The organism is Vogesella sp. XCS3, assembly GCF_020616155.1.
Lineage (GTDB): Bacteria > Pseudomonadota > Gammaproteobacteria > Burkholderiales > Chromobacteriaceae > Vogesella.
In genome coordinates, this window is sequence record NZ_CP085530.1 from 612948 (window position 1) to 630092 (window position 17145).

The following is a 17145-nucleotide window of genomic DNA, read 5'->3' on the forward strand; positions in this document are numbered from 1 at the left end:
ACCCCTTATTTCACGCGGTACACCTGGCCGCTGTGCGCGCCTTCCACACTCTTGCTGAACGCCAGCGCGGCACGGGCGGCCGGTACCGGCTCGAAACCGCGGAAGAACGGCGCGTATACCGGCATGGATTCCACCAGCACACCGGGGCTCACCACATTGATGCGCAGGCCGCGCGGCAGCTCGATGGCGGCGGCGCGGGCAAAGCCTTCCAGCGCCGCGTTCACCATGCTGGCACCGCTGCCGGCCACGATCGGCTCGTCGGCCAGCACGCCGCCGGTGAGGGTAAAGCTGCCGCCGTCGTTCAGGCGGCGCTGGCCGGCCAGCACCAGGTTCACCTGGCCCATCAGCTTGTCGTCCAGGCCCACGCGGTAGTGCTCGGGGCGGAAGTCGGCCAGCGGGGCAAAGTGCACGTTGCCGGCGGCGCTGACCACCGCGTCCAGCGGGCCGGCGGCGTCGTACAGCGCTTCCACGCTGGCCATGTCGGCCAGGTTGACGCGCAGGCTGCCGCTGTTGCGGCCGGCGGTGATGATTTCATGGCGTTGGCCCAGCTCGGCGGCGACGGCTTGGCCCAGGGTGCCGTGGGCACCGATCAGCAAGATACGCATGGCGTGTTTCCTTGTGCTTGTTTACGTATGGCCATGTTATCTTGCTGGCTTGGCGCGATAATCCGGGTAAAAGTGGAATGACTGTCAATCTGAAGAAAACAATTGACCTGATCAGCGAAGCGCAGCAGCTGCAATGGGCGATGGCGTTTAGCGCCGTGGTGGAAGAGGGCAGCTTTACCGCCGCCGCGCAGCGCATGGGGGTGAGCAAGGCGCTGCTGAGCCGCCAGGTGCGGCAGCTGGAGCAGGCGCTGGACGCGCAGCTGCTGTACCGCACCACGCGCCGCTTGCTGCTAACCGACGCCGGCGAGCTGTACCTGGGCCATTGCCGCGACTGGCTGCTGCGCGTGCAGTCGGCGCGCCAGGCGCTGGCCGAGCTGCGCGAGGAGGTGGCCGGCCGGCTGCGGCTGACGGTGCCTACCAGCTTTGGCGGCGTGTTCATGGCGCAGGCCATGTTGGCCTTGCGCCAGCAGTACCCGGCGCTGGAGGTGGAGCTGGACTTGTCAGCGCGGCCGCATGACCTGGAAGCGGAAGGTTTCGACCTGGCCATCCGCGCCAATATCAGCCCGCCGGAGCGGCTGGTGACGCGGCCGCTGGCAGAGGTGGCCGACTGGCTGGTGGCGGCGCCCGCTTACCTTGCCGGCAAGGCGTTGCCGCAAGTGCCGGCCGACCTGGCCACCCACGTTTGCCTGTGCAACAGCCATTTCAGCCACGGCCGGCAATGGGCGTTTCACCGTGACGGCGAGCTGGCTAGCGTAGCGGTGAGCGCGCCGCTGGTGGCCAACGATTACAACCTGCTGCGCAACTTCGCCCTGCAAGGCGCCGGCATTACCCGTCTGCCCAGCTATCTGGTGGCGCCGGACGTGGCCGCCGGGCGGCTGCAGCGGCTGCTGCCGCAGTGGCACGGCCGTGGCCAGAGCCTGTATCTGGTCTACCCGCAGCGCCTGCCGCAGCCGGCACGGGTGCGGGCGCTGGTGGCGTTCCTGCAGCAATGGTTTGCCGCACCGGAACAGGCAGCCCTGCTGGGCCAAGCCTGAAGCGGCCAGCCAAATGCGATGCGGCCAACCTTGTCACGCAAGGTTGGCCGCATTTCATTTCAGATAAATCAAATCAGAAAGTATCGCCCGGCACGCGTACCCAGCCTTCCATCAGGATGCGGGCGCTACGGCTCATGATGGCCTTGGTGACCTTCCATTGGCCGTTTTCCTGTACCGCCTCGGCGCCTACGCGCAGCGTGCCGGACGGGTGGCCAAAACGCACCGCCTCGCGCGCGCCGCCACCGGCGGCCTGGTTGACCAGCGTGCCGGGAATGGCTGCCGCGGTGCCGATAGCCACCGCGCAGGTGCCCATCATCGCGTGGTGCAGCTTGCCCATCGACAGTGCCCGCACCAGCAGGTCCACATCGCCAGCGGCAATGGCCTTGCCGCTGGACGCGGTGTAGTCCTGCGGCGGTGCCACGAAGGCGATCTTCGGCGTGTGCTGGCGGGTGGCGGCTTCTTCCGGCGTTTTGATCAGCCCCATGCGTAGCGCGCCGGCCACGCGGATGGCCTCGAAGCGCTGCAGCGCGGCGGCATCGCTGTTGATGTGCTCGCGCAGCTCGGTACCGGTATAGCCGATGTCGGCGGCGTTGACGAATACGGTGGGGATGCCGGCGCTGATCAGGGTGGCGGGCAGGGTGCCGATGCCGGGCACCTCCAGCGCATCCACCAGATTGCCGGTGGGGAACATGGCGCCGTCGTCGCCATCGTCGGACGGCTCGAGGAACTCCAGCACGATCTCGGCGGCGGGGAAGGTGACGCCGTCCAGCTCGAAATCGCCGGTTTCCTGTACCTGGCCTTGGCTTACCGGCACGTGGGCGATGATGGTCTTGTGGATATTGGCCTGCCAGATACGCACGGTGCAGATACCATCTTGTGGTACGCGCTCGGGGGCCACCAGGCCAGCGTGGATGGCGAAGGCGCCGGCGGCGGTGGACAGGTTGCCGCAGTTGCCGCTCCAGTCCACAAACGGCTTATCGATGGACACCTGGCCGTACAGGTAGTCCACGTCGTGGCCGGGCACGCTGCTTTTACTCAGGATCACGCACTTGCTGGTGCTGGATGTCGCTCCGCCCATGCCGTCGATGTGGGCGCTGTAGGGGTCGGGGCTGCCGATGACGCGCAGGAACAGCGCATCGCGCGCCGCGCCAGGCTGCTGGCAGGCGGTGGGCAGGTCTTGCAGGCGGAAAAACACGCCTTTGCTGGTGCCGCCACGGATATAGGTAGCGGGGATGCGGATCTGGGCCGGGTGAGACATAGCCACTCCTGTTGTCTTGATCATCATGATGGCGGCCAACCCGGTCGCCCAGGTTGGCCGCAGCCAGCATCAGGCCGCGCCTGCCAGGAAGTCCTGGGCAAAGCGTTGCAGCACGCCGCCGGCCTGGTAGACGCGCACTTCGGCGGCGGTATCAAGGCGGCAGGTAACCGGCACGGCCACGCTGCTGCCGTCGCGGCGGTGTACCACCAGCGTCAGGTCGCCACGCGGCGCCAGCTCGCCCTGGATGTCGTAGGTCTCGGTGCCGTCCAGGCCCAGCGTCAGCCGCGTGGTGCCGGGTTTGAACTCCACCGGCAACACGCCCATGCCGATCAGGTTGGTGCGGTGGATGCGCTCGAAGCCTTCGGCCACGATCACTTCCACCCCCGCCAGGCGCACGCCCTTGGCCGCCCAGTCGCGCGAGCTGCCCTGGCCGTAGTCGGCGCCAGCCACGATGATCAGCGGCTGTTTGCGTGCCATATAGGTTTCGATGGCTTCCCACATGCGCATGACCTTGCCTTCCGGTTCGACGCGCGCCAGCGAGCCCTTTTTCACTGCGCCGTCCACCACGGCCATTTCGTTCACCAGTTGCGGGTTGGCAAAGGTGGCGCGCATGGCGGTGAGGTGGTCGCCGCGGTGGGTGGCGTAGCTGTTGAAGTCCTCTTCTGGCAGGCCCATCTTGGCCAGGTATTCGCCGGCGGCAGAGCTGGCCAGGATGGCGTTGGATGGCGACAGGTGGTCGGTGGTGATGTTGTCCGGCAGCACCGCCAGCGGGCGCATGCCCTTCAGCGTGCGCGGGTTGGCCGCCAGCGCGCCCATGCCTTCGGTGTCCCAGTACGGCGGGCGGCGGATGTAGGTGGACATCGGGCGCCACTGGTACAGCGGGCTGTCGGCCTGCTGCGCTTCGCCCAGGTCGAACATCGGGATGTACACCTGCTTGAACTGCTCCGGCTTCACGCTGGCGGCCACGATGGCGTCGATTTCCTCGTCCGACGGCCACAGGTCTTGCAGACGGATCTCGCGGCCGTCTATTACGGCCAGCACGTCCTGCTCGATGTCAAAGCGCACGGTGCCGGCCAGCGCGTAGGCCACCACCAGCGGTGGCGAGGCCAGGAAGGCCTGCTTGGCGTAGGGGTGGATGCGGCCGTCGAAGTTGCGGTTGCCGGACAGTACGGCAGTGGCGTACAGGTCGCGGTCGATAATCTCTTGCTGGATGGCCGGGTCCAGCGCGCCGGACATGCCGTTACAGGTGGTGCAGGCGTAAGCCACGATGCCGAAGCCCAGCTGTTCCAGCTCCGGCAGCAAGCCGGCTTCTTCCAGGTACAGCTTGGCTACTTTCGAGCCCGGCGCAAACGAGGTTTTCACCCACGGCTTGCGGGTCAGGCCCAGTGCGTTGGCTTTCTTGGCTAGCAGAGCAGCGGCTACCACGTTGCGCGGGTTGCTGGTGTTGGTGCAGCTGGTGATGGCGGCAATGATCACCGCGCCGTCCGGCAGTTGGCCGCGGGCTTCTTCGTTGCGGGCGGCGGCCAGCTTGGCGGCGTCGGCAATGCCGCGCTCGGCCAGTGCCGACGTGGGCAGGCGCTTGTGCGGGTTGGACGGGCCGGCCATATTGCGCACCACGCCGGACAGGTCGAAGCGCAGCACGCGCGGGTATTGAGCGGTTTTCAGGTCGTCGGCCCACAGCCCGGTGTGGCGGGCGTAGTTTTCCACCAGTGCTACTTGTTCCGGCTCGCGGCCGGTGAGCTTCAGGTAGGCGATGGTTTGTGCGTCGATGTAGAACATGGCGGCGGTGGCGCCGTATTCCGGGCACATATTGGAGATAGTGGCGCGATCGCCGATGGACAGGCTGTCGGCGCCTTCGCCGAAGAACTCTACCCAGGCACCCACCACGCGTTCCTTGCGCAGGAACTCGGTCAGCGCCAGCACGATGTCGGTGGCGGTAATGCCAGGCTGGCGTTGGCCGGTGAGCTCTACGCCCACGATATCGGGCAGGCGCATCATTGACGGGTGGCCCAGCATCACGGTTTCGGCTTCCAGGCCGCCGACGCCGATGGCGATCACGCCTAGCGCATCAACGTGCGGGGTGTGGCTGTCAGTGCCGACGCAGGTGTCGGGGAAGGCCACGCCGTCACGCAGCTGGATCACCGGCGACATTTTTTCCAGGTTGATCTGGTGCATGATGCCGTTGCCGGCCGGGATCACGTCTACGTTCTTGAACGCGGTGCGCGTCCAGTTGATGAAGTGGAAGCGGTCTTCGTTGCGGCGCTCTTCGATGGCGCGGTTTTTGTCGAATGCCTGCGGGTCGAAGCCGCCGCATTCCACCGCCAGCGAGTGATCGACGATGAGCTGGGTGGGTACCACCGGGTTTACCTGGGACGGGTCGCCGCCCTGGTCGGCGATGGCGTCGCGCAGGCCGGCCAGGTCCACCAGCGCGGTCTGGCCCAGAATGTCGTGGCACACCACGCGCGCCGGGTACCAGGGGAAGTCCAGGTCCTGGCGGCGTTCGATCAGTTGGGTCAGCGCGTCGGTCAGCTGCGCGGGTTTGCAGCGGCGCACCAGCTGTTCGGCCAGTACGCGGGAAACATAGGGCAGGGTGGCGTAGGCGCCGGGGGCGATGGCGTCCACGGCAGCGCGGGTGTCGAAGTAGTCGGCCGGGCTGCCGGGCAGCGGTTTGCGGTATTGGCTATTCATGGCTTGGGCACGAGGGTGTGGTGCCTGCCTGGCGGCCAACGTTGGCCGCAGGCGGGCGTGTTATTCGGCAAAAAGGCCACGCTGCTGGCAGCGTGGCCGGGTGCTTAGCGCTGGGCCAGCGGCACGAAGGGCTGGTCTTCCGGCCCGGTGTAGTTGGCCGACGGGCGGATGATCTTGCCGTCGATGCGCTGTTCGATCACGTGCGCACTCCAGCCGCTGGTGCGGGCAATAACGAACAGCGGGGTGAACATGGCGGTGGGTACGCCCATCATGTGGTAGCTCACGGCGCTGAACCAGTCCAGGTTGGGGAACATCTTTTTGATGTCCCACATCACCGATTCCAGGCGATCGGCAATGTCGTACATCTTGGTGTCGCCGGCGGCTTTGGACAGCTCGTACGCGACTTCCTTTATCACTTTGTTGCGCGGGTCGCTGATGGTGTATACCGGGTGGCCAAAGCCGATTACCACTTCCTTGCGTTCAACGCGGGCGCGGATGTCGGCTTCGGCTTCGTCCGGGCTGTCGTAGCGTTTCTGGACTTCAAAGGCCACCTCGTTGGCGCCGCCGTGTTTCGGGCCGCGCAGCGCGCCGATGGCGCCGGTGATGGCGCTGTGCATGTCGGAGCCGGTGCCGGCGATGACGCGGGCGGTGAAGGTGGAGGCGTTGAATTCGTGCTCGGCGTACAGGTTGAGCGAGGTGTGCATGGCGCGTACCCATTGCTCGGACGGCTTCTGGCCGTGCAGCAGGTGCAGGAAGTGGCCGCCGATGCTGTCGTCGTCGGTTTCCACCTCGATGCGCTTGCCGTTGTGGCTGAAGTGGTACCAGTACAGCAGCATCGAGCCCAGGCTGGCCATCAGGCGGTCGGCAATGTCACGGGCGCCGGCGATGTTGTGGTCGTCTTTTTCTGGCAGCGCGCAGCCCAGGGCGGATACGCCGCTGCGCATCACGTCCATCGGGTGGGCATTGGCCGGCAGGGCTTCCAGTACCGCTTTTACGGCGGCGGGCAGGCCGCGCAGGCTCTTCAGTTTTTTCTTGTAGCCAGCCAGCTCGGCTGGGTTGGGCAGCTTGCCGTGCACTAGCAGGTAGGCCACTTCTTCGAATTCACAGTGGGCGGCCAGGTCCAGGATGTCGTAGCCGCGGTAGTGCAGGTCGTTGCCGCTGCGGCCAACGGTGCACAGGGCGGTGTTGCCGGCCGCTACGCCGGACAGGGCGACGGATTTTTTCGGTTTGCCAATCACTACTTCACTCATGCCACTTCTCCTTTGTGCTGCCGTTCCCGTATGCGGGCGGCCTGCTGTGTCATTGCGGCGGGGCCGCGATCGTGAACCGGGTGCAGGGCTGGCCAGACTCTCTGTGTTATGTGTGGCGTGCGGCCAACCCTGCTAAAGGTGATTTACTTGTTTTTGCCTTCGGCGAACAGGGCGTCCAGCTTTTGCTCGTAGTCGTGGTAGCCCAGGTGGTCGTACAAGTCCATGCGGGTCTGCATGGTATCCACCACGTTTTTCTGGCTGCCGTCGCGGCGGATGGCGCCGTACACGTTCAGCGCGGCCTGGCTCATGGCGCGGAAGGCGGACAGCGGGTACAGCACCAGGCCCACGCCGTTGGCGCCCAGCTCTTCGGTGGTGTACAGCGGGGTGGCGCCAAACTCGGTGATATTGGCCAGAATCGGCACTTTTACGGCCTCGGCAAACTGCTTGTACATGGCCAGGTCGGTGATGGCTTCCGGGAAGATCATGTCGGCGCCGGCTTCCACGCAGGCCACGGCACGCTCGATGGCAGCGTCCAGGCCTTCTACGGCGAGCGCGTCGGTGCGGGCCATGATCACCATGCCGTGTTTGCGGGCATCGACTGCAGCTTTGACACGGTCGACCATTTCTTCCTGGCTGACGATGGCTTTATTCGGGCGGTGGCCGCAGCGTTTCTGTTGCACCTGGTCTTCGATGTGCACGGCAGCAGCACCGGCTTTTTCCAGGCTGCGCACGGCGCGGGCGATGTTGAAGGCGCCGCCCCAGCCGGTATCGATGTCCACCAGCAGTGGCAGTTTGCTGGCGTCTGTAATGCGGCGCACGTCGATCAGCACGTCTTCCAGTGTGGTGATGCCCAGGTCGGGAATGCCGCAGGAGCAGGCGGCTACGCCGCCGCCGGACAGGTATAGCGCTTTGAAGCCGCTATGCTCGGCCAGGCGAGCAGCGTAGGCGTTGACTGCGCCCACCACTTGCAGGGGTTTTTCTTGGGCTACCGCGTCGCGGAAGCGTTGACCGGGTGTCGTCATCTGGCGTCTCCTGCCTGTGTTCTGGGGTACTTGCGTGGCATTCTAGCAAGTGCTTGGTTTTTTGATAAGCGTTTTTTGTCTGGCAATCTGCCGGGCTGGGCGAGTGTGGCGCATTTGTCTGCCACATCTTGAAACACGGCGCGGCGGGCGCATCTGGTATATAGCCTGCTGCTTGCGTGTGCCTGTTTACTGGCGGGTGAACTTATTTTGACGTATGCAGGTCATAGCCTTGCCTTGCATCGGCGTGAGCCGCTACTAAACAAAACCAAGCAGGGCGAATCAGGGAGAAATTGATAACGATGAGTGATCGTGAACTCGACCAGCAGCTGGTGGAGAGGGCGCAGCGTGGTGAAAAGCGTGCTTTCGACCTGCTGGTGTCGAAGTATCAGCGGCGATTGTCGCGCCTGTTGTCGCGCTTTATTCGTGACTCGGCCGATATCGAGGACGTGACGCAGGAGGCGTTTGTCAAAGCCTACCGCGCGCTGCCCTCGTTTCGTGGCGAGAGTGCTTTTTACACCTGGCTCTACCGTATTGGTATCAATACGGCGAAGAATTTCCTGACCTCTGCCGGCCGCCGGCCAGTGGTCAGCGCGGAGTTCGAGGATGAGGATGGCGAGAGTCTGGATATGGCTAGCCAGATACCGGACCACCACACCCCGGAAGCCGAGATGATGAATCAGCAGATACTCTCTGCCGTGAATGCGGCGGTGGAGCGTTTGCCTGAGGAGTTGCGCACAGCGATTAGCCTGCGAGAAATGGAAGGCTTGAGCTATGAGGAAATTGCCAGCGCAATGAATTGCCCGATAGGCACGGTGCGCTCACGGATTTTCCGTGCGCGTGAAGCAATCGCGACCGAGTTGCGTCCTTTGCTGGATACAGCCAAGAACAAAAGATGGTGAGCAGATTATGAAAGAAACCCTTTCTTCCCTGATGGATGGCGAACTGAGCGACAAGGACGCCGCTCAGGCCATGCAAATGCTGGGTAACGACGACCAGCTCAAGGCCGCCTGGCAGGAATATCACCTGATTGGTGATGCCCTGCGTGGCAATGCCCTGCTACAGGTGGACGTGCGCGAACAGGTATCGGTAGCACTGCAGGCCGAGCCTACCGTGCTGGCGCCACGTAACCTGGCGCGCAAGCCGGCCAGGCCGGTGGCACGCTTTGCCCTGGCGGCTTCGGTAGCGATGGCGGGCGTGGTGGGCTGGTACAGCTGGCAAGGCCAGCAGGCTGGCGATCCGGCCCTGATGGCGCAGGCGGTGCCCACGCCGAGTGCCCAGGTGCAAGTCGTGAATGCGGCCAACCAGTCTTATCTGGATGCGCATCAGGACATCAGCCTGAGCGATGGCCTGGCGCGTGCCAGCCTGGTGCAACCTGCGGCGAAAGGTCTGCATTGATGCGTGTCATAGCTGCCTGTGTTGTAGCAGCCTTGCCGTTGGCCGCTTTGGCGGACGACGACTGGGCCTTGCTGGACAAAGCTGCCGAAGCGGCGGTAAACCTGCCGCTGGCTGCCACCTATATGCACCAGCTCGGTGGCGAGCTGGAAACGTTCCGGCTGCAGCGTGTGGTGGAGTCCGGTGTGGTGCGCGAGCGGCGCGAATCGCTGGATGGCATGCCGCGCGAGATCGTAAGGGTGGGTAACGAGCTGACCTGTTACGCACCGGATGCCAAGTCGCTGAATGCGGCGAAGCTTAGTGCTATCAAGCTGTTTCCCGCTTTGCTGCCCGATAACGTGGAAGACTTGGCGCAGGGCTACCAGCTGGCTCGCGGCGGCATGGATCGTGTCGCACAGAAAGACTGCCAGTGGTTGGTGCTGAAACCCAGGGACGTGGCCGGGCGCTACACCCAGCGTTTCTGTATCGACCCGCAAAGTGCGCTGCCGCTGAAAGTGGTGACGGCCACTGCCAAGGGCGAGGTGGTGGAGCAGTTTGCCTTTACCGAGCTGCAGCTGCAGCCGCCAAAGGATAAATCCCAGCTCAAGCCGCGTTACAAGCAAAGCCTGGCGCTGGGCAAGGTAGGTGGTGTGCAGCAGGGTATGCAGCCTATGCACGACATCAAGGGCTTGCCTAGTGGCTTTCGCATGGTGCGCTTTGTGAACCGCCCGCTGCCCGGCCATGAAAAAGCCGTACAGCACTACGTGTTCTCTGACGGTTTTGCCAAGGTGTCGCTATTTGTCGAGGCGGCCAGCGGCGAGGGCGTCAACCAGAGCTCGGCCACCGCGCCCAACGGCATTGGCGTGGCCTCGCGCCAGAGCGGGGACATGTTGCTGACGGTGGTGGGCGATCTGCCCGAAGCCGGCCTGCAGTCCGTGCTGAAGAACATCCGCCTGACGGCACGGTAAATGATAGAAACCGAAGCGCGCGTGCTGTCCGTGGAGCCCGGCTTTGCCTGGGTAGAACCACGGCCGCACTCGCCCTGCGGGCAGTGCCATCCGGAGCACGGCTGCCGCTCTTTGCAAATGGCACGCATGTTTGCCTTGCGCGAGCCGCGCTTTCGGGTGCTGGACCCGCTGGGCGTTGCCCCGGGGCAGCGCGTGAATATCGCCGTCCCGGAGTCGGGGGTGTTGCGTAGTGCCGGCATGCTGTACGTGTTGCCAGTACTGGCGCTGATCGCAGGCGCCATGTTGGGCAGCCGTTACGGCGACACCATTGCTGCGCTGCTGGCGCTGGTTTGTTTGTTGTTCACTTTGGGCTGTGTGCATCTTTATGCACGGCGCTTGGCGGCAGATGTCCGCTATCAGCCGCATATTGCCAGCCTTGTCGATGTTCAGACTGTTTCCATGGAGTTTGTCAAAACATGCCGATCAAGAAGCTGATTGTCTCTTCCATGATGGTGGCCGGCCTGCTGGGCGGCTCAGCCCCCCTGATGGCCGCCCCGCAACTGGCGCTGCCGGATTTCACCCAGCTGGTGGAAAACCAGGGTCGTGCCGTCGTTAACATTCGTACCGTGCAAACCGTGCGTGAAGTGGTGCGTGACGTGCCGGAAGGCATGGAAAACGACCCGTTTGCCGAATTTTTCCGCCGTTTTGCCCCGCCACAGCTGCGTGAGTACCGTACCGGTGGCATGGGTTCCGGCTTTATCCTGTCTGCCGACGGTTATGTGCTGACCAATGCGCATGTGATCGCTGATGCCGACGAAATGATCGTGACGCTTAATGACAAGCGTGAGTACAAGGCCAAGGTGGTGGGCTCCGATGCCCGCACCGACGTGGCGTTGCTGAAAATCGACGCCACCGGCCTGCCGTTTGTGAAGCTGGGCAAGGTAGAGCAGCTCAAAGTGGGCGAGTGGGTGCTGGCCATCGGCTCGCCGTTTGGCTTCGACAATACCGTTACCTCGGGCATCGTGTCGGCCAAGGGTCGTCATCTGCCAGATGAGTCTTACGTGCCGTTCATCCAGACCGATGCGGCGGTCAACCCAGGCAACTCGGGCGGCCCACTGTTCAACCTCAAAGGCGAGGTAGTCGGTATCAACTCGCAGATTTACAGCCGCTCCGGCGGCTTCATGGGTATTTCGTTTGCCATTCCGGTAGACGTGGCGCTGGATGTGGCCGAGCAGCTCAAAAAGAACGGCAAGGTCAGCCGTAGCCGTATTGGTGTGTCAATCCAGGATGTGTCCAAGGAGTTGGCCGCATCTTTTGGTTTGCAGGATGCCCAGGGTGCGCTGATTACCTCGGTAGAAAAAGAAGGCCCGGCAGCCAAAGCTGGCGTACGCGCCGGCGATGTAGTCCTGCAGGTGGGCGGCAAGGCAGTGGATAGCAGCGAAGACCTGCCGCGCTTGTTGGGCGGGGTATTGCCTGGCAGTAAGGTGGAGCTGGGTGTGTGGCGTGGCCGCGCGCTGGTGAAAGTGGCGCTGGTGACGGCCGAAATGCAGGACGAAGACCCGCGTACGGCCGAGCGCGCCTACAAGGGCAAGCAGGAAGGCGGCCAGGATGAGGTTGGCACCACGACCGGTCTCGCCTTGCAAGCGGTAGCCCCGGCCTTGTTGCAGAAGCTTGGCGTGAAGTTTGGCCTGGCGGTGCGTGGCGCCACCGGCCCGGCACTGAAGGCCGGCATGCAGCAGGGTGATGTGATTGTCGGGGTGGGCGGGGAAGAGCTGCAGTCTGCCCGCCAGCTGGTGCAAGCCATCCAGGCAGTCAAGCCGGGTGATGCCTTGGCCTTGCGTGTGCTGCGTGACGGTGCGCCACTGTTTGTTGCCCTGAAACCCGAGAAGAAAACCCGTTGAAAACCCTGACTTTATACTTTCGAGAGTACTGCAGCCTGTGCCACCAGATGCTGGCACAGCTGCAGCCGCTGCAGGCACAGTACGGCTTTGATATCGATGTAATCGATGTGGATGCCGACCCGGTGCTGGAAGAGCGCTACAACGAACTGGTACCGGTTCTGGTGGATGGCGATACCGAAATCTGCCACTGGCACCTGGACGAGGCCAAGTTGGCCGCACGATTGGCTGCACACACGGGCGAAATCGGCTAAAATCCGCGCCAGTGTTGAGTTAGCAAGGGCACATCTCGGTGCCCTTAATTTTTGCTGGATTCCGATGAAACATATCCGAAATTTTTCGATTATTGCCCATATTGACCATGGCAAATCGACCCTTGCAGACCGTTTTATCCAGTATTGCGGCGGTCTGGAAATGCGTGAAATGAGCGCCCAGGTGCTCGACTCGATGGATATCGAGAAAGAACGCGGTATTACCATCAAGGCGCAAACCGCAGCCTTGCAATACAAGGCGCGCGACGGCCAGGTGTACAACCTGAACCTGATCGACACCCCGGGGCACGTGGATTTCTCCTACGAAGTATCGCGCTCGCTGTCTGCCTGCGAAGGCGCACTGCTGGTAGTGGATGCCTCGCAGGGTGTGGAAGCGCAAACCGTGGCCAACTGCTACACCGCTATCGAGCTGGGCGTAGAAGTGGTGCCGGTGCTGAACAAGATCGACTTGCCGGCAGCCGACCCGGAACGCGTTAGCCAGGAAATCGAAGACATCATCGGTATTGAAGCCATCGACGCCGTGCGCGCCTCGGCTAAATCCGGCATTGGTATCGAAGACATCCTGGAAACCGTGGTCAGCAAGATTCCGCCGCCGGAAGGCGACCCGGAAGCACCGCTAAAAGCGCTGATCATCGACTCGTGGTTTGATAACTACGTAGGCGTGGTGATGCTGGTACGCGTGATCGACGGCAAGCTTAAGCCAAAAGACAAGATCAAGTTTATGGCTACCCAGGCCGAGCACCTGTGCGAACAGGTCGGTGTATTTACGCCGAAATCGGTACAGCGGCCAACCCTGAATGCAGGCGAAGTAGGCTTTGTCATTGCCGGCATCAAGGAGCTGAAGTCGGCCAAGGTGGGCGACACCATCACGCTGGCGGCCAAGCCGGCCAGCGAGGCGTTGCCTGGCTTTAAAGAGGTGCAGTCGCAAGTGTTTGCCGGCCTGTACCCGGTAGAAAGCCACGACTACGAAGCCCTGCGTGATGCACTGGAAAAACTGCAGCTGAACGATGCCTCGCTGAAGTACGAGCCGGAAGTGTCGCAGGCGCTGGGCTTTGGCTTCCGCTGCGGCTTCCTGGGTCTGCTGCACCTGGAAATCGTGCAGGAGCGCCTGGAGCGCGAGTTCGACATGGACCTCATCACCACCGCGCCAACGGTGAACTACGAAGTGGTGATGAAAGACGGCGTGGTCGAGGTGGTATCCAACCCGTCGCGCATGCCGGACGCCGGCAAGTACGAAGACCTGCGCGAACCCATCATTACCGCCACCATCCTGGTACCGCAGGACTACGTGGGCTCGGTGATGACGCTGTGCAATAACAAGCGTGGCGTGCAGCGTAATATGCAGTACATGGGCCGCCAGGTCATGCTGACCTACGATTTGCCAATGAACGAAGTGGTGATGGACTTCTTTGACAAACTCAAGTCCACCAGCCGTGGCTACGCCTCGCTGGATTACGAGTTCAAAGAGTTCCAGAGTGCCGACCTGGTCAAGCTCGATGTGCTGGTAAACAGCGAAAAAGTGGATGCACTGAGCCTGATCGTGCACCGCGCGTCTAGCGTGTACCGTGGCCGCGAGCTGGTGTCCAAAATGCGCGAGCTGATTCCGCGCCAGATGTTCGATATCGCGGTGCAGGCAGCCATCGGCGGCCACATCATCGCGCGCGAAACCGTGAAGGCACTGCGCAAAAACGTATTGGCCAAGTGCTACGGTGGTGACATCACGCGTAAGAAAAAGCTGCTGGAAAAACAAAAAGCCGGTAAGAAGCGTATGAAACAGGTGGGTAATGTGGAGATTCCACAAGAAGCCTTCCTGGCCATTCTGCAAGTCGGGGATAAATAATGGGTTCGAATCTGGTCTGGATCTGGTCGGTGCTGGCAGTGGTTGGTGTGATGCTGATCCTGTTTTCCGGCAAGGATGCCGACGGCAAGTCCGCGTCTACCGAGTGGGGCTATCTGGCCGTACTGGGTGGCTGCTTTGGCCTGCTGTCCGGCTATATGACTTTCTCGGCCGTGATGCTGATCATCGTCCTGGTGACTGGCAGTATCTGGGCGCTGGACAAGTTCATGCTGGCACGCCGCCGCGAGCCGGGTGCCATGGTGCCGCACTACATCGACTTCCCGCGCGGGTTTTTTCCCATCATCGCGGTGGTGTTCCTGTTGCGCTCCTTCCTGGCAGAGCCATTCCAGATTCCCTCCAGCTCCATGCGCCCCGGTCTGATCGTGGGTGACTTCATTCTGGTGAACAAATTCAGCTACGGCTTGCGGGTGCCGGTGCTGAACAACGTACTGGTACCGGTCGGCAAGGTAGCGCACGGCGATGTCGTGGTATTCAACTACCCCGAAGACGAAAAGGTTAACTTCATCAAACGCGTTATCGGGCTGCCGGGCGATGTAGTGAGCTACCGTGACAAGCAGCTCACCATCAACGGCAAAGCGGTAGAGCATGTCAGCCAGGGCGAGCACCAGTACCTTGAAAAAGGGCTGATGATGGTGCAGACCCAGCAGTACCAGGAGACTATCGAGGGCAAAACCTTCCGTACCCTGGTCGTGCCGGAAGCCCCGGCCTATATGCCGCAAGGCGTGCGCCAGTTTGCCGGCCGTGAAAACTGCGAATATGTCGAGAACGGCTTTACCTGCAAGGTACCGCAAGGGCAGTATTTCATGATGGGTGACAACCGGGATAACAGCGAAGACAGCCGCTACTGGGGGTTTGTGGAAGACCGCCTGCTAGTGGGCAAGGCTTTCCTGGTGTGGATGAACTTTGGCGACCTGAGCCGTATCGGCAGCCGCATTCATTAAGCGAGGCACTATGCGCAAGCAGCAGGGGTTTTCTTTACTGGTGGTAATGGCCATGGGTATCGTGGCTGCTACCGTGGTTCTGATGTTTCTCAAGATCGTGCCGGTGTATTCCGAATACTATGCCGTCAAGGAAACACTGGACGCCATGGCGAAGACCCCGGGCAAGCCAGACTACGAGCTGCGCCGCGATTTTGCCAACCGCGCCGCGGTACAAGACATTGTCTCGCTGCGTGCCGATGATCTGGTGATCGTCAGCAGCCCCACCATCATTGGTGTGGGCGCGCGCTACACCCGTGAAGTACCTTTACGCGACCACGTGAAACTGGTCTTTGATTTTGAATATCAGGCAGGGGCACCTGTACTGAAAGACGCAAAATAAACTGTGAGCAATCAAGACAACCGTTTCCGGCGCCTGACCCAGGCGCTGGATTATTTTTTTACGCAGCCAGCGCTTTTGCGCCAGGCGCTGACACACCGTAGCTTTGGCACGCCCAACAACGAGCGTTTCGAGTTTATCGGCGACAGCATCCTGAACTACACCGTAGCGCGCATGCTGTTCGACCGTTTTCCGCAGCTGAGCGAGGGCGAGCTGTCGCGCCTGCGTGCCAACCTGGTCAACCAGAACACGCTGGCCGAGCTGGCGCACGAGCTGAAGCTGGGCGACTACCTGTACCTGGGTGAAGGCGAGCTGAAAAGCGGCGGTTACAACCGGCCGTCCATTCTGGCCGATGCGCTGGAAGCCACCTTTGCGGCCATCAGCTTTGACGCTGACTTCATGGCGGCAGAGCAAGTGGTGCGTCGGCTGTACACCAGCCGCGTGGCCGCCATCGACCCGACCAAGCACGCCAAAGATGCCAAGACCCGCCTGCAAGAAGCCTTGCAGGCACGCCGCCACACCCTGCCGCGCTATACCATACTGCAGCAGAGCGGCGAGGCGCACGAGCAGAGCTTCCGCGTGCAGTGCGACCTGGCCGAGCTGTCCATCATGACCACCGGCGATGGCAACAGCCGCCGGGGTGCAGAACAGCAGGCTGCCGAAGCAGCATTGCTGCTGCTTGAACAACATTTTGCCGCTGGCAAGAAATAAACCATGACCGATATCACACACCGCTGCGGCTTTGTGGCCATCGTAGGGCGCCCGAACGTGGGCAAATCCACCCTGATGAACCACCTGATTGGCCAGAAGATCAGCATCACCTCCAAAAAAGCGCAAACCACCCGCCACCGCGTAAACGGTATCTATACCGAGCCGGCGGCGCAGTTTGTGTTTGTCGACACCCCCGGTTTCCAGACCTTTCACAAGGGCGCGCTGAACGAAACGCTGAACAAGAGCGTGAAAGACACGCTGGGTAGCGTGGACTGTGTGCTGTTCGTGCTGGAAGCCATGCGCTTTACCGGCGCCGACCGCGAAGTGATGGCGCTGCTGCCCAAAAACACCCCGGTCATGCTGGTGATCAACAAGCTGGACAAGGCCAAAGACCGCCTGCTGCTGTCGGCGTTCATCGAAGAGGTGCGTGCCGAGTTCGAATTTGCCGACGTGGAAGTGGTCAGCGCCAAGCACGGCCAGCGTCTGGCCGAGCTGCTGGACAAAGTCCGCCCGCACCTGCCCGAATCGGTACCGCTGTACCCGGAAGAAATGGTCACCGACAAGAGCCAGCGCTTCCTGGCCGGCGAGATCGTGCGCGAAAAGCTGTTCCGCTACCTGGGCGAAGAGCTGCCGTACGAAATGAACGTCGAAGTGGAATCGTTCGAAGTGGACGGCAGCATGTTCCGCATCCACGTGGCTGTGCTGGTGGACAAGGAAGGGCAGAAGCCCATCGTGATCGGCCGTGGTGGCGAGAAACTGAAAAAAATCTCCACCGAAGCGCGCCTGGACATGGAGCAGCTGTTCGACTGCAAGGTGTACCTGGAAGTCTGGGTAAAAGTGAAATCCGGCTGGGCCGACGACGTGCGCTTCCTGCGCGATTTCGGCCTGAACTAAGCCCCCGCCAAAGGTTGGCC

At 62.3% G+C, this 17145-nt stretch carries 17 protein-coding genes; 12 read left to right on the plus strand and 5 right to left on the minus strand.

Going from position 1 to position 17145, the window contains the following annotated elements; translation table 11 throughout:
• Positions 1-5: 5 nt before the first annotated feature.
• Positions 6-605, minus strand: a complete 600-nt coding sequence (locus LCH97_RS02715) for a short chain dehydrogenase (RefSeq protein ID WP_227303265.1) — start codon at positions 603-605, stop codon at positions 6-8.
• A 77-nt stretch (positions 606-682) separates the two neighbouring features.
• Here LCH97_RS02715 and LCH97_RS02720 point away from each other — a divergent pair, with 77 nt between their 5' ends.
• Positions 683-1639, plus strand: coding sequence for a LysR family transcriptional regulator (locus tag LCH97_RS02720; RefSeq protein WP_227303266.1), 957 nt, complete (start codon positions 683-685; stop codon positions 1637-1639).
• A 73-nt stretch (positions 1640-1712) separates the two neighbouring features.
• On the opposite strand, the gene prpF is transcribed toward LCH97_RS02720, so the two are convergent.
• From prpF to prpB, 4 genes are all read right to left on the minus strand, one after another.
• Entirely contained in the window at positions 1713-2897 is a 1185-nt protein-coding gene (prpF, locus tag LCH97_RS02725; protein WP_227303267.1) for a 2-methylaconitate cis-trans isomerase PrpF, read from the minus strand.
• Between the two features lie 69 nt (positions 2898-2966).
• Positions 2967-5585, minus strand: a complete 2619-nt coding sequence (gene acnD / locus LCH97_RS02730; RefSeq protein WP_227303268.1) for a Fe/S-dependent 2-methylisocitrate dehydratase AcnD — start codon at positions 5583-5585, stop codon at positions 2967-2969.
• A gap of 104 nt (positions 5586-5689) precedes the next feature.
• Positions 5690-6835 carry a 2-methylcitrate synthase gene (gene prpC / locus LCH97_RS02735; RefSeq protein ID WP_227303269.1) on the minus strand — a complete coding sequence of 382 codons (1146 nt, stop codon included), beginning with the start codon at positions 6833-6835 and terminating at the stop codon, positions 5690-5692.
• 143 nt (positions 6836-6978) lie between these two features.
• On the minus strand, positions 6979-7857 hold the full coding sequence (gene prpB / locus LCH97_RS02740; RefSeq protein ID WP_227303270.1) for a methylisocitrate lyase: 879 nt from the start codon (positions 7855-7857) through the stop codon (positions 6979-6981).
• A 299-nt stretch (positions 7858-8156) separates the two neighbouring features.
• On the opposite strand from prpB, the gene rpoE reads away from it, so the two are divergent.
• From rpoE to era, 11 genes are all read left to right on the plus strand, one after another.
• Complete coding sequence (gene rpoE, locus LCH97_RS02745) at positions 8157-8756, plus strand: RNA polymerase sigma factor RpoE (protein ID WP_147682240.1); 600 nt, start codon at positions 8157-8159, stop codon at positions 8754-8756.
• Between the two features lie 7 nt (positions 8757-8763).
• Positions 8764-9252 carry a sigma-E factor negative regulatory protein gene (locus LCH97_RS02750; RefSeq protein WP_227303271.1) on the plus strand — a complete coding sequence of 163 codons (489 nt, stop codon included), beginning with the start codon at positions 8764-8766 and terminating at the stop codon, positions 9250-9252.
• Entirely contained in the window at positions 9252-10196 is a 945-nt protein-coding gene (locus LCH97_RS02755) for a MucB/RseB C-terminal domain-containing protein (RefSeq protein ID WP_227303273.1), read from the plus strand. The genes LCH97_RS02750 and LCH97_RS02755 overlap by 1 nt, the downstream gene beginning before the upstream one ends.
• Complete coding sequence (locus LCH97_RS02760) at positions 10197-10670, plus strand: SoxR reducing system RseC family protein (protein ID WP_227303274.1); 474 nt, start codon at positions 10197-10199, stop codon at positions 10668-10670.
• Positions 10652-12076 carry a Do family serine endopeptidase gene (locus LCH97_RS02765; protein WP_227303276.1) on the plus strand — a complete coding sequence of 475 codons (1425 nt, stop codon included), beginning with the start codon at positions 10652-10654 and terminating at the stop codon, positions 12074-12076. Before LCH97_RS02760 ends, LCH97_RS02765 begins: the two co-directional genes overlap by 19 nt.
• Positions 12077-12123: 47 nt before the next feature.
• Complete coding sequence (locus LCH97_RS02770; protein ID WP_017509097.1) at positions 12124-12327, plus strand: glutaredoxin family protein; 204 nt, start codon at positions 12124-12126, stop codon at positions 12325-12327.
• Positions 12328-12391: 64 nt separating this feature from the next.
• Positions 12392-14185, plus strand: coding sequence for a translation elongation factor 4 (lepA, locus tag LCH97_RS02775; RefSeq protein ID WP_026107985.1), 1794 nt, complete (start codon positions 12392-12394; stop codon positions 14183-14185).
• Complete coding sequence (lepB, locus tag LCH97_RS02780) at positions 14185-15144, plus strand: signal peptidase I (protein WP_304956724.1); 960 nt, start codon at positions 14185-14187, stop codon at positions 15142-15144. The genes lepA and lepB overlap by 1 nt, the downstream gene beginning before the upstream one ends.
• A gap of 10 nt (positions 15145-15154) precedes the next feature.
• Positions 15155-15523, plus strand: a complete 369-nt coding sequence (locus tag LCH97_RS02785) for a DUF4845 domain-containing protein (RefSeq protein WP_227303277.1) — start codon at positions 15155-15157, stop codon at positions 15521-15523.
• A 3-nt stretch (positions 15524-15526) separates the two neighbouring features.
• Positions 15527-16231, plus strand: coding sequence for a ribonuclease III (gene rnc / locus LCH97_RS02790; protein ID WP_370630717.1), 705 nt, complete (start codon positions 15527-15529; stop codon positions 16229-16231).
• Between the two features lie 3 nt (positions 16232-16234).
• On the plus strand, positions 16235-17125 hold the full coding sequence (gene era / locus LCH97_RS02795) for a GTPase Era (RefSeq protein ID WP_017509102.1): 891 nt from the start codon (positions 16235-16237) through the stop codon (positions 17123-17125).
• Positions 17126-17145: the final 20 nt, after the last annotated feature.

What these genes read in the sequence shown, in the direction of transcription:
- LCH97_RS02715 (WP_227303265.1), bottom strand. Translation starts at nt 605, where the DNA reads ATGCGTATCTTGCTGATCGGTGCCCACGGCACCCTGGGCCAAGCCGTC.
- LCH97_RS02720 (WP_227303266.1), top strand. Translation starts at nt 683, where the DNA reads ATGACTGTCAATCTGAAGAAAACAATTGACCTGATCAGCGAAGCGCAG.
- prpF (WP_227303267.1), bottom strand. Translation starts at nt 2,897, where the DNA reads ATGTCTCACCCGGCCCAGATCCGCATCCCCGCTACCTATATCCGTGGC.
- acnD (WP_227303268.1), bottom strand. Translation starts at nt 5,585, where the DNA reads ATGAATAGCCAATACCGCAAACCGCTGCCCGGCAGCCCGGCCGACTAC.
- prpC (WP_227303269.1), bottom strand. Translation starts at nt 6,835, where the DNA reads ATGAGTGAAGTAGTGATTGGCAAACCGAAAAAATCCGTCGCCCTGTCC.
- prpB (WP_227303270.1), bottom strand. Translation starts at nt 7,857, where the DNA reads ATGACGACACCCGGTCAACGCTTCCGCGACGCGGTAGCCCAAGAAAAA.
- rpoE (WP_147682240.1), top strand. Translation starts at nt 8,157, where the DNA reads ATGAGTGATCGTGAACTCGACCAGCAGCTGGTGGAGAGGGCGCAGCGT.
- LCH97_RS02750 (WP_227303271.1), top strand. Translation starts at nt 8,764, where the DNA reads ATGAAAGAAACCCTTTCTTCCCTGATGGATGGCGAACTGAGCGACAAG.
- LCH97_RS02755 (WP_227303273.1), top strand. Translation starts at nt 9,252, where the DNA reads ATGCGTGTCATAGCTGCCTGTGTTGTAGCAGCCTTGCCGTTGGCCGCT.
- LCH97_RS02760 (WP_227303274.1), top strand. Translation starts at nt 10,197, where the DNA reads ATGATAGAAACCGAAGCGCGCGTGCTGTCCGTGGAGCCCGGCTTTGCC.
- LCH97_RS02765 (WP_227303276.1), top strand. Translation starts at nt 10,652, where the DNA reads ATGCCGATCAAGAAGCTGATTGTCTCTTCCATGATGGTGGCCGGCCTG.
- LCH97_RS02770 (WP_017509097.1), top strand. Translation starts at nt 12,124, where the DNA reads ATGCTGGCACAGCTGCAGCCGCTGCAGGCACAGTACGGCTTTGATATC.
- lepA (WP_026107985.1), top strand. Translation starts at nt 12,392, where the DNA reads ATGAAACATATCCGAAATTTTTCGATTATTGCCCATATTGACCATGGC.
- lepB (WP_304956724.1), top strand. Translation starts at nt 14,185, where the DNA reads ATGGGTTCGAATCTGGTCTGGATCTGGTCGGTGCTGGCAGTGGTTGGT.
- LCH97_RS02785 (WP_227303277.1), top strand. Translation starts at nt 15,155, where the DNA reads ATGCGCAAGCAGCAGGGGTTTTCTTTACTGGTGGTAATGGCCATGGGT.
- era (WP_017509102.1), top strand. Translation starts at nt 16,235, where the DNA reads ATGACCGATATCACACACCGCTGCGGCTTTGTGGCCATCGTAGGGCGC.